Annotated in this window: 10 protein-coding genes; 2 read left to right on the forward strand and 8 right to left on the reverse strand. The window is 70.3% G+C overall.

Translation table 11 applies throughout. The annotated features are described in order from the left end of the window. Nucleotides 1–30 precede the first annotated feature (30 nt). The gene (locus QSJ95_RS12660) at nt 31–1242 is read left to right on the forward strand and encodes an MFS transporter (RefSeq protein ID WP_285642768.1); all 1212 of its coding nucleotides are present in this window, start codon (nt 31–33) and stop codon (nt 1240–1242) included. Between the two features lie 49 nt (nt 1243–1291). Here QSJ95_RS12660 and uvrA read toward each other — a convergent pair whose 3' ends face one another. The 8 genes from uvrA to QSJ95_RS12700 form a co-directional block, all read right to left on the reverse strand. Further along, on the reverse strand, nt 1292–3859 hold the full coding sequence (gene uvrA, locus QSJ95_RS12665) for an excinuclease ABC subunit UvrA (protein ID WP_285642770.1): 2568 nt from the start codon (nt 3857–3859) through the stop codon (nt 1292–1294). 98 nt (nt 3860–3957) lie between these two features. Then, entirely contained in the window at nt 3958–4536 is a 579-nt protein-coding gene (gene gfa / locus QSJ95_RS12670) for an S-(hydroxymethyl)glutathione synthase (protein ID WP_069866015.1), read from the reverse strand. A gap of 292 nt (nt 4537–4828) precedes the next feature. Next, nucleotides 4829–5983, reverse strand: a complete 1155-nt coding sequence (locus QSJ95_RS12675; protein ID WP_285642774.1) for a GGDEF domain-containing protein — start codon at nt 5981–5983, stop codon at nt 4829–4831. Between the two features lie 187 nt (nt 5984–6170). Further along, nucleotides 6171–7460: an NAD(P)/FAD-dependent oxidoreductase gene (locus QSJ95_RS12680; RefSeq protein WP_285642776.1), complete on the reverse strand. Its 1290-nt coding sequence runs from the start codon at nt 7458–7460 to the stop codon at nt 6171–6173. Continuing rightward, nucleotides 7453–9042 carry an aldehyde dehydrogenase (NADP(+)) gene (locus tag QSJ95_RS12685; RefSeq protein ID WP_285642777.1) on the reverse strand — a complete coding sequence of 530 codons (1590 nt, stop codon included), beginning with the start codon at nt 9040–9042 and terminating at the stop codon, nt 7453–7455. The genes QSJ95_RS12680 and QSJ95_RS12685 overlap by 8 nt, the downstream gene beginning before the upstream one ends. Before the next feature lie 95 nt (nt 9043–9137). Beyond that, nucleotides 9138–10085 (reverse strand): dihydrodipicolinate synthase family protein, encoded by a 948-nt coding sequence (locus QSJ95_RS12690; RefSeq protein ID WP_009619556.1) that lies wholly within the window; start codon nt 10083–10085, stop codon nt 9138–9140. Between the two features lie 52 nt (nt 10086–10137). Beyond that, nucleotides 10138–11064 (reverse strand): 4-hydroxyproline epimerase, encoded by a 927-nt coding sequence (locus QSJ95_RS12695; protein ID WP_285642780.1) that lies wholly within the window; start codon nt 11062–11064, stop codon nt 10138–10140. Nucleotides 11065–11110: 46 nt separating this feature from the next. Then, nucleotides 11111–12739, reverse strand: a complete 1629-nt coding sequence (locus QSJ95_RS12700) for an APC family permease (RefSeq protein ID WP_043266584.1) — start codon at nt 12737–12739, stop codon at nt 11111–11113. A 322-nt stretch (nt 12740–13061) separates the two neighbouring features. Between QSJ95_RS12700 and QSJ95_RS12705 the strand changes: the two genes are divergently transcribed. After that, nucleotides 13062–13841, forward strand: a complete 780-nt coding sequence (locus QSJ95_RS12705) for an AraC family transcriptional regulator (RefSeq protein ID WP_009619550.1) — start codon at nt 13062–13064, stop codon at nt 13839–13841. Nucleotides 13842–13957 lie beyond the last annotated feature (116 nt).

Raw genomic sequence — 13957 nt, forward strand, 5'->3', positions numbered from 1 at the left:
CGCCGGCCGCCCCTTGCTGCCCGGAGTCCCATGTCCACTACTGCCGCCCCCACGGCTGCCGCGTCCGTCGCCAGCCAAGCAAGCCCCCTGGTCATGCGCGTGATCGGCGCCTGCGCCCTGGCCCACCTGATCAACGACCTGATCCAGGCGGTGCTGCCGTCGATCTACCCGGTGCTCAAGGCCAACTACGGGCTGAGCTTCACCCAGGTCGGCCTGATCACCCTGACCTTCCAGCTGACCGCCTCGCTGCTGCAGCCCTGGGTGGGCTACCACACCGACCGCCATCCCAAGCCCTGGCTGGCGCCGGCCGGCAGCGTCTGCACGCTGGTCGGCATCCTCCTGCTGGCCTTCGTCGGCAGCTTCCCGGCCATCCTCCTGGCCTCGGCGCTGGTGGGCATCGGCTCCTCGACCTTCCACCCGGAAACCTCGCGCATCGCGCGCCTGGCCTCGGGCGGGCGCTACGGCCTGGCGCAGTCCACCTTCCAGGTCGGCGGCAATGCCGGCAGCGCCTTCGGCCCGCTGCTGGCCGCGGCCATCATCGTGCCCTACGGCCAGGGCCACGTGGCCTGGTTCGGCCTGTTCTCGGTGTTCGCCATCGGCGTGCTCTACGGGCTGAGCCGCTGGTACCGCAACCACCTGAACCTGTTCAAGCTCAAGCAGGGCGGCAAGGCCACCCACGGCCTGTCCAGGGGCCGGGTGAACGCCGCGCTGGTGGTGCTGGCGCTGCTGGTGTTCTCCAAGTACTTCTACATGGCCAGCTTCACCAGCTACTTCACCTTCTACCTGATCGAGAAGTTCCAGCTCTCGGTGGCCAGCTCGCAGCTGTACCTGTTCCTGTTCCTCGGCGCGGTGGCCGCCGGCACCTTCTTCGGCGGCCCGGTGGGCGACCGCATCGGGCGCAAGACGGTGATCTGGTTCTCGATCCTCGGCGTGGCCCCCTTCACCCTGGCCCTGCCCTACGTCGACCTGTTCTGGACCGGCGTGCTGAGCATGATCATCGGCTTCATCCTCGCCTCGGCGTTCTCCGCCATCGTGGTGTTCGCCCAGGAGCTGGTGCCCGGCAACGTCGGCATGATCGCCGGGGTGTTCTTCGGCCTGATGTTCGGCTTCGGCGGCATCGGCGCCGCGCTGCTCGGCCACCTGGCCGACATCCACGGCATCGAGTACGTGTACAAGCTGTGCTCCTACCTGCCGCTGCTGGGTTGCCTGACCGTCCTGCTGCCTTCCACCAAGCGGGCCTGACGGCGCGAAGGCGCTCGAAGGAGCACCTTCTGCGCCAGCGGTTCCGCCCTCAGCGCCTTGCGCGCCGCGTGTTCGGCGCACAGCGCGCCAGTTCCGCGGCGAGATAGGCCGCGGTCCTGCTGCCCTTCGCCCGCGCCAGCTGTTGCGGGGTGCCGCTGGCCACCACGCGGCCGCCAGCCTGGCCGGCGCCCGGGCCGACGTCGATCACCCAGTCGGCCTGGCTCACCACGCGCATGTCGTGTTCGATCATCACCACGCTGTTGCCGGCATCGACCAGCCGTTGCAGTTGCAGCATCAGCCGGTCGATGTCCGCCACGTGCAGGCCGGTGGTGGGTTCGTCCAGCACGTACAGGCTGCGGCCGCGCTGGCTGCGTTGCAGTTCGGTGGCCAGCTTGATGCGCTGCGCCTCGCCGCCGGACAGCTCGGTGGCCGGCTGCCCCAGGCGCAGGTAGCCCAGGCCGATCTCGCGCAGCAGCCGCAGCGGGCGCGCCACCGCGTCCTCATCGGCGAAGAAGTCGCCGGCCTCCTCCACCGTCATGCCCAGCACCTCGGCGATGTTGCGACCATTCCAGCGCACCTGCAGCGTGGCCTCGTTGTAGCGGGCGCCGTGGCAGCTGGGGCATGGCGCGTACACGCTGGGCATGAACAGCAGCTCTACGCTGACGAAGCCCTCGCCCTCGCAGGTGTCGCAGCGCCCCTTGGACACGTTGAACGAGAAGCGCCCGGCATCGTAGCGGCGGCGGCGCGCATCGGGCGTGGCGGCGAACAGCTTGCGCACGTGGTCGAACAGGCCGGTGTAGGTGGCCAGGTTGGAGCGCGGCGTGCGGCCGATGGGCTTCTGGTCCACCTGCACCACCCGCTGCACCGCCGTCAGGTCGCCGGCCAGTTGGCCGCCGGTGCTTTCGAGGATCGCCGGGCCTTCGTCGGTGGCTGGCGCGCCATCCTCCTCGGGCTCGTGCCCCAGGTGCGCCAGCATCAGCTCGGGCAGCGCCTGGGCGATGAGGCTGGACTTGCCCGAACCGGAGATGCCGGTGACCGCGGTGAGCACGCCCAGCGGAATGCGCGCGTCCACCCCGCGCAGGTTGTGCCGGTGGATGCCGCGCAGTTCCAGCCAGCCGGCGGCCTCGCGCCCATGGCTGGGCGGCGCGGGAATCTCGTCGAACAGGTAGCGGGCGGTGCGCGACTCCGCCACTTCGCGCAGGCCCACCGGGGCGCCGCTGTAGAGCACCCGGCCGCCGCGCTCGCCGGCGTCGGGCCCGACGTCCACCAGCCATTGCGCGCGGCGCATCAGTTCCAGGTCGTGCTCCACCACGAACACCGAGTTGCCGGCGTCGCGCAGCCTGTCCAGGGCGTCGTACAGGGCCTGGCTGTCGGAGGGATGCAGCCCGGCCGAGGGCTCGTCGAGCACGTAGACCACGCCGAACAGCATGGAGCTCAGCTGCGTGGCCAGCCGCAGGCGCTGCAGCTCGCCGGTGGACAGGCTCGGAGTGGCGCGGTCCAGGCTCAGGTAGCCCAGGCCCAGCTGCTGCAGCGTGCGCAGCCGCGCCACCACGCCCTCGGCCAGGCGCCGCGCCGCCAGTTGCTTCTCTTCCGAGAGCGCGGCGCCGGGCTGGGCGCGGAAGTCGCCCTGGGCGATGGGCTCCAGCAGCGCCGCCACCTGGTCCAGGGGCAACTGCGCCAGCGCGCCTATGTCCACCCCGCCGAAGGTCACCGCCAGCGCCTCGGCCTTGAGCCGCTTGCCGCCGCACGCCGGGCACGGCCGGCCCTCCATGAAGCGCGACACGCGCCTTCTCATCAGGGCGCTCTGGGTGCTGGCGAAAGTGTGCAGCACGTAGCGCCGCGCACCGGTGAAGGTGCCCATGTAGCTGGGCTCCTGCTTGCGCTTGAGCGCGGCGCGGGTCTCGGCGGGGGTCAGACCGGCGTACACCGGCGCCGTGGGCGTTTCCTCGGTGAACAGGATCCAGTCGCGGTCCTTCTTCGGCAGGTCGCGCCAGGGCCGGTCGACGTCGTAGCCCAGGGTGACGAGGATGTCGCGCAGGTTCTGCCCGTGCCAGGCCGGCGGCCAGGCGGCGATGGCCTTTTCGCGGATGCTCAGCGACGGGTCCGGCACCATCAGCGCCTCGGTCACCTCGTACACGTGGCCCAGGCCGTGGCAGGCCGGGCAGGCGCCCTGCGGCGTGTTCGGCGAGAAGTCCTCGGCGTACAGCAGCGGCTGGCCCGGCGGGTAGGTGCCGGCGCGCGAATACATCATCCGCACCAGGCTGGACAGGGTGGTCACGCTGCCCACCGAGGAGCGCGCGTTGCTGGCGCCGCGTTGCTGCTGCAGCGCCACCGCCGGCGGCAAGCCGTCGATGGCGTCGACGTCCGGCACGCCCACCTGGTCGATCAGGCGCCGGGCATAGGGCGCCACCGACTCGAAGTAGCGCCGCTGCGCCTCGGCATACAGGGTGCCGAACGCCAGCGAGGACTTGCCGGAACCCGACACGCCGGAGAACACCACCAGCGCATCGCGCGGGATGGCGACATCCACGTCCTTGAGGTTGTGCTCGCGCGCGCCGCGCACTTCGACGAAACCGCTGGCGCCGGGGGCGCCGGCCGGGGGCTTGCTGTGGGGCATGGGGACGGACTCGGGGCTCTGTTGGCCAGGAGTATGCCTGAGGAGGCCCGCGCTGACCGAGGGCCTCTATCAGGTGGCCGGCCGCCCCGGCGGCGCCGTCAGGCCTCGCGGTAGGTGCCCTTCTGCTTGGCGGCGTGGGTGGCCAGGGCGTCCATCAGCGGCGGCGACAGGCAGTCATAGGGCTCCAGGTTGAGTTCGCGCAGGCGCTGGCGGATGGCGTCCATCTGCGCCGGCGGGGTGCCGCCCTCGATCACCGAGGAGACGAAGGCGGCGAAGCCCGGCGCCGACCAGCCCTCCTGCGGGGACAGTTCGGTATGCACGAAGTCCAGGCCGTAGAAGGCGTGCCCCGGGTTCTCGATGCGCCCGAACAGGTGCGCGCCGCACTCGCGGCAAGCGTGGCGCTGGATGACGGCGCTGTCGTCGACGATCTGCAGCTTCTCGGGGTGGGCCACCACGCTGACCTTGTCCCGCGGCACCACCGCCACCACCGAGAAGATCGCCCCCGCGGGTTTCCAGCACTTGGTGCAGCCGCAGGCGTGGTTGTGCAGCGTCTGGGCGCCGACCGCGACCTCCACCTTGTCGGTCGCGCACAGGCATTGCAGGGTGCCGCCGGCAAAATCGGCGCGGGCCGGGCGGATGCCGTTGTCCAGCGAGGGGTGAATGTGAATCGCGCTCATGGGGTTGACCTCCTGGCGTTCGCTGCGCCAGGGCCGGCACGGCGACATGCCGCGCCGCGAAGCCCTGGCGGTCGAAATGGGTGGCGCGAGGCGTGGACGGTGAGTCCACGGCAGCGGAAACCGATGGGTTTCGCAAGCTCAACCCATCCTACGAAAAGCGCTTCGGCATAGCCTGCAGCATAGTTGCCCGGCAGCGGAACCGTAGGATGGGTTGAGCGAAGCGATACCCATCGCCATGGCCCGATGGGTTTCGCAAGCTCAACCCATCCTACGAAGAGCGTCTCGGCATGGCCTACGCCTCGCCGCCGGCCACCAGGCGGATGCTGTCGCGCCCGCCGCGCTTGGATTCGTACAGCGCCGCGTCGCCCAGCTCGATCAGCGTCGCCAGGCTGGCCGGCGGCCGGTCGAACAGGCTGGCGCCGATGCTCAGGGTCACCGCCTCGGGTGTGGCGAAGGCCTGCGCGGCGGCCCGGTGGAACTGCTCGCGCAGCGCGCTGCCCAACGCCACGACACGCTCGTCGGTCACGTCGCCGAGCAGGATGACGAACTCGTCGCCGCCCAGCCGGGCCGCGAGCGCGCCCCCGGGCAGCAGCGCGCGGATCATCTCGCTCAGCATGACCAGCAGCCGGTCGCCGGCGATGTGGCCGTGCAGGTCGTTGACCAGCTTGAAGTTGTCGATGTCGATCAGCAGCAACGCGCCCGGCCGCGCGCTGCAGACCTCCTCCAGCAACCGCGGCGCGCGCACTTCCAGGGCGCGGCGGTTGTACAGCGCGGTCAGCGGATCGCGGGCGGCCAGCCGGGCCATGCGCTTCTCGCGGCGGTAACGCTCGGTGCCGGTCATCGACAGCGCGATCAGCATGATCGCCATCGCCCCTTCCACCAGCGAGACCTGGATGATCGCGCCGCGGAAGGCCGTGAGGTCGATCAGCGTGCCCGGCACCAGCGCCGTCAGCGGCTTGCCCAGGTAGAACAGCCCGTGCAGCAGCAACACGTAGCGCAACTGCCCGGCGCCCACGCTCAGCGACTTGCCGTGGGGCCGCAGCAGCGCGCTGGCGCGCAGCGTCGGCAGCGCCACCAGCAGCGAGTTGGCCAGCAGCATCACCTTCGACCACGCCTGCCCGTCCGGCAACAGCAGCATGGCCGTCCAGGCGACGAAGATCAGGTACCAGGCGCGGGACAGGCGCGCCTCGGTGAAGCGCGCCACGCCCAGCAGGAACAGCCAGTGGGCGATGATCAGCAGGCCGTTGGCGAACCAGATGCCCAGGAGCGGGAAGCCGCCCATGCGCAACAGGGCGAGGGTCGAGCCCACGGCGATGGTGGAAAAGCCCGCGCTCCAGAACAGCAGCGAGGGTTCGCGAACGTTGCGCCATTCTATGGCCAGGTACAGGGCGGCGGCCGCAGCCAGGGCGATCGAGAGGGTCAACATCGTGGGAGGATCGAGCGCCATGACTTCTGGACGGAGCTGCCTGGACGGTGGGGGGCGGATTCTAAGCGTTCGCGGCGTTTTTTCGCAGGGCCTTTCCCGCCCTGCCGACGGGAAGCCCGCGACAAGCCGAAGCCCGCTCCCACGCGCATAGCCGCTTCGCCGGGTCACGCTGGCGAGGCCGCACCTGTCCCGCGGCCCCGGCCAGGGGTCAGAACCGATCCAACCTGTAGGCGTCGAGCCCCGGCAGGCCGTGCGGCGCATTGCCCGTTGCCGGCACGGTTGCCAGCCGGGCGACATGCTCGGCGGTGATCGCCGCCTGGGTCAGGCCCAGGTGCTGGTGGCCGAAGGCGAGCAGCACCCTGCCCTCGCACACCCGGTCAATGATCGGCAGCGAGTCCGGCAGCGACGGGCGCATGCCCATCCAGGGCGTGGCCGCCTCGGCGCTCAGGTCGCGGCCGAACAGGCCCTTGCTGAGCCGGTGCAGTTGCCAGGCGCGCTCCATGCTCGGCGGGCTTTCGAGGCCGGCGAACTCCACGGTGCCGGCCAGCCTCAGGCCGTCGGCCATGGGCGTCATGATGAACCGGCGTTCCAGCGAGGTGACGGCGAACGGCAGGCGATCGTGCTCGTGGGGCAGCATCAGGTGATAGCCGCGCTCGGTGTCCAGGGGTACCTTGCGGCCGGTCAGCGCCGCGGTGAGCCCGGCCGAGTGGGCGCCGCAGGCGATCAGCACCTGGCGGGCCCGCAGGCCGCCTTCCGCCGTGGCCAGCGCCACGCCGTCCTGCCGCAGTTGCCCGCCGAGAACCTTGCGCTGGAGGAACTGCACGCCCAGGGCACGGGCGGCGTCCACCAGTTCGCGGACCACGAGGTAGGGGTCGATGAAATGCCCCGTGCGCGGAAAGAACAGCCCGCCCAGCAGACGCTCGCTGAGTTGCGGGGCGGCGGCGCGCACGGCCTGCGCGGGCCAGAAGTCGACCGGCACCGCCTGCTGGCACATGCGCGCCTGCAGCGCGTCCAGCGCCTGGCGCGACTCGGCGCGCTCGAACACCAGCAAGGAACCGTCCTCCTTCAACAGGCCGGGGCGCTCGATGGCCGCCAACATCCGCCGCCAGGCCTCCAGGCTGCCCTCGTTGAGCGCACGGATACCGGCGACGGTGCGGCGGAACGGCGCCGGGCGCAGGTTCAGCAGCAGCCGCACGAACCATGGCAGAGCATGCGGCAGGTACTTCCAGTCCAGGCGTAGCGGGCCCATGGGGTCCATGAGCATGGCCGGCAGGCGCCTGAGGATCGACAGGTCGGCGATGGGGAACACCTGCTCGGTGGCCAGGTGACCGGCATTGCCGAACGAGGCGCCCTGCCCCGGCGCCTGCTGGTCGACGACCTGCACCCGCAGCCCCTGGCGCGCCAGTTGCAAGGCGCAGGCGACGCCGACGATGCCGGCGCCGATCACGGCGATGTCCGCCTGGGGTTGCGGGCCGTTCGAAGCCTGGACGTCACGCATGTTCCCGGGCTTCCCTCTGGCCATCGAGCAGGCGGCGCAACTGCAGCGGGTTGCCGTGGCGCAGCGCGGCGGGCAGCAGGGCGTCGGGGAAGTCCTGGTAGCAGACCGGGCGCAGGAAACGCAGGATGGCCGCGGTGCCGACCGAGGTGGTGCGCGTATCCGAGGTGGCCGGGAAGGGGCCGCCATGGACCATGGCATCGCACACCTCCACCCCGGTCGGCCAGCCGTTGACCAAGAGGCGACCGGCCTTGCGCTCCAGGGTCGGCAGCAGCGCACGGGCGCTGTCCAGGTCGGCCTCGTCGAGGTGCAAGGTCGCGGTTAGCTGGCCTTCCAGGTGCTCGGCGACCTGGCGCACCTGCTCGTCGTCGGCGCACTCCACGATCAGCGACGCGGCGCCGAACACCTCTGCCTGCAACGCCGGCTCGGCGAGGAACGCCTGCGCCCGGGTCGCGAACAGATGGGCCTGGCCCTGGTTGGGCCCCCCGCCCTCCAGGCCCTTCGCCAGGACACGCGCCTGGGCCTGCCCGGCCAACGCAGCGACGCCGGCTTCGAAGGCCTGGAAGATCCCCGGCGTCAGCATGGTCTGCGCCGGGCTGCGCCGCACCCGCTCGGCGGCCGCGGCGATGAAGCGCTCCAGCGCCGGCCCCTGGCGGGCGACCACCAGGCCCGGGTTGGTGCAGAACTGGCCGGCGCCCTGGGTCAGCGAGGCGACGAAGCCCTGCGCCAACGCCTCGCCGCGGGTCTGCAGGGCCGCGGGGAAGAGGAACACCGGGTTGATCGAACTCATCTCCGCATACACCGGGATCGGCTCCGGGCGGGACTGGGCCACCCGGCACAGGGCCAGGCCGCCGCTGCGCGAGCCGGTAAAGCCCACCGCCTTGATGCGCGGGTCGGCCACCAGGGCAGTGCCAACCTCGCGGCCGGAGCCGAACAGCAGCGAGAAGACGCCTTCCGGCAAGGCGCACCTGGCCACGGCGCGGGCCACGGCGCGCCCCACCAGTTCGCTGGTGCCGGGGTGGGCGCCATGGGCCTTGACCACCACCGGGCAGCCAGCGGCCAGGGCCGAGGCGGTATCGCCGCCGGCAACGGAGAAGGCCAGCGGGAAGTTGCTGGCGCCGAACACGGCCACCGGCCCCAGCGGCACCTGGCGCTGGCGCAGGTCCGGGCGCGGCAGCGGCTGGCGCTCGGGCAGCGCCCTGTCCACCCGCACGTCCAGCCACTCGCCGGCGCGCACGGTGCGGGCGAAGGTGCGCAACTGCTGGCAGGTGCGGCCACGCTCGCCCTGGATGCGCTGGCGCGGCAGGCCGGTCTCGGCCATCGCGCGCTCGATCAGTTGCTCGCTCAGGGCCTCGATCTCCTCGGCGATGGTTTCAAGGAAGCCGGCGCGCGCCTCCAGGGAGGTTTCGCGGTAGCGGTCGAAGGCGGCCCAGGCCAGGGCGCAGGCCTGCTCCACCTGCTCGCCGGTGCCGCCGGCATAGGGCGGCTGGAGGGGTTCATTGGTGGCCGGGTCGATGGCCCGGGTCGCCTCGCGGCGCCCGGCGACCGCCTGCTGGCCGATCAGCATGCTGCCTGTCAGGTTCATGGTGCGTCCTGGATCAAGAAAGTGGGCCCCTTGCGCGACGCCCGTCGCGCAGGGGGCGGATCGCGGCGGGGCATCGGGCCCCGCCGCCGGCCGGTTCAGGCGAGGTTCTGCTCGGCCGACCAGTTGGCGTACCACTGGCGGAACAGCGCGTACTGGTTCTCGGCGTAGCGGCGCTGGGCCTCGCTGAGCACGTCGGTTTCGTTGAAGTGCAGGCTGTATTCCCTGTCGCCGTTGAGCACCATCAGGTGCTTGTAGTACAGCACCAGGTCGCAGCCCTCGTCGAAGGACGAAAGCACCGCCAACGCCGCCTCCAGCTCGCCGGCCAGGCGGCGCGCCTTGACGTCGCCCTTGGCGGCCTGCCTGCTCAGGGCCACCAGTTGCAGCACTTCGCGCGGCAGGGCGTTGCCGATGCCGGTGATGGCGCCGGTGGCGTTGCAGTTGACGAAACCGTGGACCACCTGGGTGTCGACACCGACCATGAGCGTCACCTCGTCGTCCTGGGAGGTGATGTTCTCGGCCGCGTAGCGCAGGTCGGCGCCGCCGCCGAACTCCTTGAAGCCGATCAGGTTGGGGAACTCGCGGCGCAGTTCGAAGAACAGGTCGGCGCGGGTGGCGAAGCCGTAGTAGGGGCTGTTGTAGATCACCGCCGGCAGTTCCGGGGCGGCCGCGAGGATGGCGGAGAAGTGGGCCTTCTGCGCGGCCGGCGAAGCGCCGCGGGAGAGCACGCGGGGAATCACCATCAGGCCGTGGGCGCCGACCCTCGCGGCATGCGCCGCGTGGGACACCGCCTCGCGGGTGTTGACCGCGCCGGTGCCGACGATGGTCGGCACGCCGGCGGCCACCAGGCGCGCCACGCCCTCCTGGCGCTCGGCCTCGGTGAGCAGCGGCCAGTCACCCATGGAGCCGCAGTACACCACCGCGCTCATGCCGACGTCGATCAGCTCGCGGCCCTTGGCGACCAGGGCGTCGAAGTCCGGCTTGCGCTGGGCGGTGCAGGGGGTCATCAGCGCGGGGATGCAGCCGGTGAAGATGTTGTCGCTCATTGTTCGGGCTCCTTGAAGCACTCGTTCGGGTAGGGAAAAACGGCGTGGGGGCTCAGATGCCCCACGCGAAGGGGTCCTGTTCGTCGATCAGCAGGGTGCTGTCGGCGGTCATGTAGGCGCGGCCGGTGATGAACGGGCGGATGCGCTCGCCTTCCCATTCGTAGCGGCCTTCGAAACGGCTGCCGGTGATGCCGGCCTGCACCCAGGCCTGCCCGGGGGCCAGCTTGCCGTCGGCGGCCAGGCACGCCAGCTTGGCGCTGGTGCCGGTGCCGCAGGGCGAACGGTCGTAGGCCTTGCCCGGGCACATGACAAAGTTGCGGCTGTCGGCCTCCTCGTCGTCGGCGAACAGCTCGACGTGGTCGATCGGCGCGCCGCCTTCGCCGTGGATGCCCTGGGCCTCCAGGGCCTGGAGCAGCGCCCAGGTGAAGTCGGTCAGCGCCTCGACGTTGTCCAGCGCCAGCCGCTGGCCATGCTCGGATACCAGGAAGAACCAGTTGCCGCCCCAGGCGATGTCGCCGTACACCCGGCCGTGGCCGGGCACCTCCACCGGCACCTGCCGGCGGTAGCGGTAGGCCGGCACGTTGCCGATGGTGACGGCGCCGTCCTCGTGCAGGGTGGCGCTGACCGGGCCCACCGGGGTGTCGATCTTGTGCACGCCCGGGCCGATCAGCCCCAGGTGCTGTAGCGAGGCGACCAGGCCGATGGTGCCGTGGCCGCACATGTTCAGGTAGCCGGCGTTGTTGAAGAAGATCACCCCGCAGGTGGCGTCCGCCGACACCGGCTCGCAATACAGCGCGCCCACCAGCACGTCGTTGCCGCGCGGTTCCAGCAGGCAGGCGCGGCGCCAGTGGTCATGCTGCTCGCGCAGGGCGTTGCGCTTCTCGACCAGGCTGGCGCCGGCCAGCTCGGGGAAGCCTTTCATCACCAGGCGGGTGGGTTCGCCGCCGGTGTGGGAGTCGATGATGTGTACGCGTTTCATGTAGCCGTCCAGTGAGAGAGCCCGAAGGCGTTGAGGGCGCGGGCCGTCAGGACGAAGCCTGGGCGTAGCCGCCCAGGGGGCGCTGGTCGCCGGCCACGTCGGCCTCGGCGTCGCTTTCATCGTCGCCGCTCAGGCGAACCAGGTGGGCAGGCACGCCGGTGGCCGCGCCCCAGTAGTAGATGCCCATGGCACAGGCGGCCACGGCCAGGGTGTCGAACGGATGGCCGAGCACGCCGATGCCACCGAAGCTGCCGAGCCAGGACAGCACGATGGTCACGGCATAGAAGCCGATCAGCCAGGCCGAGGAGCGCACCTGCTGGCGCAGGTCCAGGTGGCGGGTCGGCACGAAGCGGCCGCACAGCAGGTACACCACGAACATCAGGATCTGCAGGCCGAGCAGCCAGGACACCGTGCCCCAGCCCGACCAGTAGACGATCAGCGCGGCGATGATGAAGGACAGCGGGCCGAGCACGCCCATGCCCTTGACCAGGAACGGGCGCGGCATGCCGGGCGCGCTGCGGCGCAGGGCGGCCACCGAGACCGGCGCCACGGCGTAGCTGAGCACCAGCGCGGCCGACACCACGTTGATCAGCGCTTCCCAGGAGGGGAACGGTAGGGTCCAGAACACCGACAGGCCGAAGGTCAGCCACAGCGCCGGGCGCGGGATGCCGGACTTCTCGTCGACGCGGGTGAACAGCTTGAAGAAGGTCCCGGTCTGCGCCCAGCCATAGATCACCCGCGGGGTGGCGTTCATGTAGATGTTGCCGCAGCCGCTGGGGGAGATCACCGCATCGGCCACCACCAGGTAGGCCAGCCAGCCCACCCCAAGGGCCAGGGCAATGTCGCGGTAAGGCAGGGCCAGTTGCCTGGACACGCTGGCCCAGCCGTTGGCCAGCATTTCCGTGGGCACGCCGCCGAGGAAGGCCGTTTGCAGCAGCACGTAGATGGCCGTGGAGAGCAGCACGGAAAGGATCAGCGCGAAGGGGATGGTGCGCTGCGGGTTCTTCACCTCGCTGGCCACCGAGATGATCGGCGTCAGCCCCAGGTAGGCGAAGATGACGCCACCGGCGGAAACCGCCATCTCCACGCCCGACAGGCCGAAGGGCGCGAAGCCCTGGGCCGAGAAGTTCTCCGGCTTGAAGAAGCAGAACAGCACGCCGATGACCAGCAGCGGCACGATGAACTTGAACATGCTGATCAGGTTGTTGGCCTTGGCGAAAGTCTTCACGCTGCGGTAGTTGAGCAGGAAGAACAGACAAAGCAGGCCGAACTGCACCAGCCAGCCGATGGCCGTGGGGTCGCTGGAGCCGGACTTGGTCAGCCCGGGGAACCAGGCGGCCGCGTACTGGCGGGAGGCGACGACCTCGATCGCCACCAGGCTGGAGAAGGCGATCAGGGTGATGAAGCCCATCAGGTAGCCCAGCAGCGGGCCGTGCGAGTACACCGGGTAGCGCACCACGCCACCGGCGCGCGGGAGGGCCGCCCCCAGCTCGCAGTAGACGATGCCCAGCAGCAGCACGGCGAACCCGCCCAGCAGCCAGGAGAAGATCCCTGCCGGGCCGGCGATGGCGGAAACGTGGCTGGCCGCGAACAACCAGCCGGAGCCGAAGATGGCTCCCAGCCCGATAAACGTAAGGTCCATCAACGAGAGTTGCTTCTTGAACTTGCCTGACATGGCGTTGCCTTCTTGTGCGTTGTTGGATAGGCAGATGCATTGCCACTCGACGCTGCGCTCCGGGTGCTGCCCGCAGGGACGAGTCGGCCGGCGGCAACCGCTTGTTCTATGAAGTTCGGCTGCACGCGTTGGCCATAGAGTGGACCGGGGCGGCGCCGGCGCGCTTGATGGTTTTCTTCAGCACGAATGACGAAATCGGCACAATTGCCCCGCTCGTCCGCGCCTGGATCGCGCCGCCTCTGCATACCCTCGACAGGCTGCGAGCCTTGCGGCAAGCTGCCCGGCAGCTTGTTGCCAGGCGGCTTTCGGGAGGCTGGAAACCATGTCGCAGAACGTGCTCGCCATGCTGTGCCAGGGGCATGAACTGCAGCGCCCGGAGAGCATGGAGGCGTTGCTGGCCAGCGTGTCGATGCTGCTGCCGATGCTGGACGTGATCCCCAATGCCGCGATCTTCATCAAGGACACCCAGGCGCGCTACGTCATGGCCAACCGCACGCTGGTCCAGCGCTGCGGCCTGAAGCAGTTGCAGCCGTTGCTGGGCAAGACCAGCGCCGAGGTGTTCCCGGCGCAGCTGGGGCCGGGCTATACCGAGCAGGATCGCCGCGTGCTGGAACACGGCCAGGTACTGGAAGACAAACTGGAACTGCACCTGTACGGCAGCCGCGAGCCGGGCTGGTGCCTGACGCACAAGCGGCCGCTGTACAACCGCGACGGCGAGATCATCGGCCTGGTGGGCATCTCGGTGGACCTGCAGTCGGCCAGCGCCACCCACCCGGCCTACCAGCGCCTTGCCGCGGTGGACGAATACATCCGCGCGCACTTCCACCAGCCCATCAGCCTGGACGAACTGACGCGCATCACCGACCTCTCCGTGGCCCAGCTCGAGCGCTACTGCAAGCGCGTGTTCCACCTGACGCCACGGCAGCTGATCCACAAGGTGCGCCTGGAGCACGCCCACCGGCTGCTGCACACCGACCTGCCGATCACCGAAGTCGCCCTGCAGTGCGGCTATACCGACCACAGCGCGTTCAGCCGGCAGTTCAAGCAACTGACCGGTTTCACTCCGCGGCAATACCGCCAGGCGACCGGCCTCGAAGACTAGCGGGCTCGCCGCCGCTCCCCCGCCCGGCAACGAACGTCGGAAGCCGAAACCCGGCGACGGCCCGGCTGCTATTTTTCACGACGGACTTCCGAACCTTCGATTCCAGAGGAGATGCA

The sequence above is a fragment of the Pseudomonas sp. NBRC 100443 genome (assembly GCF_030268185.1).
GTDB classification, from domain to species: Bacteria; Pseudomonadota; Gammaproteobacteria; order Pseudomonadales; family Pseudomonadaceae; genus Pseudomonas; species Pseudomonas citronellolis.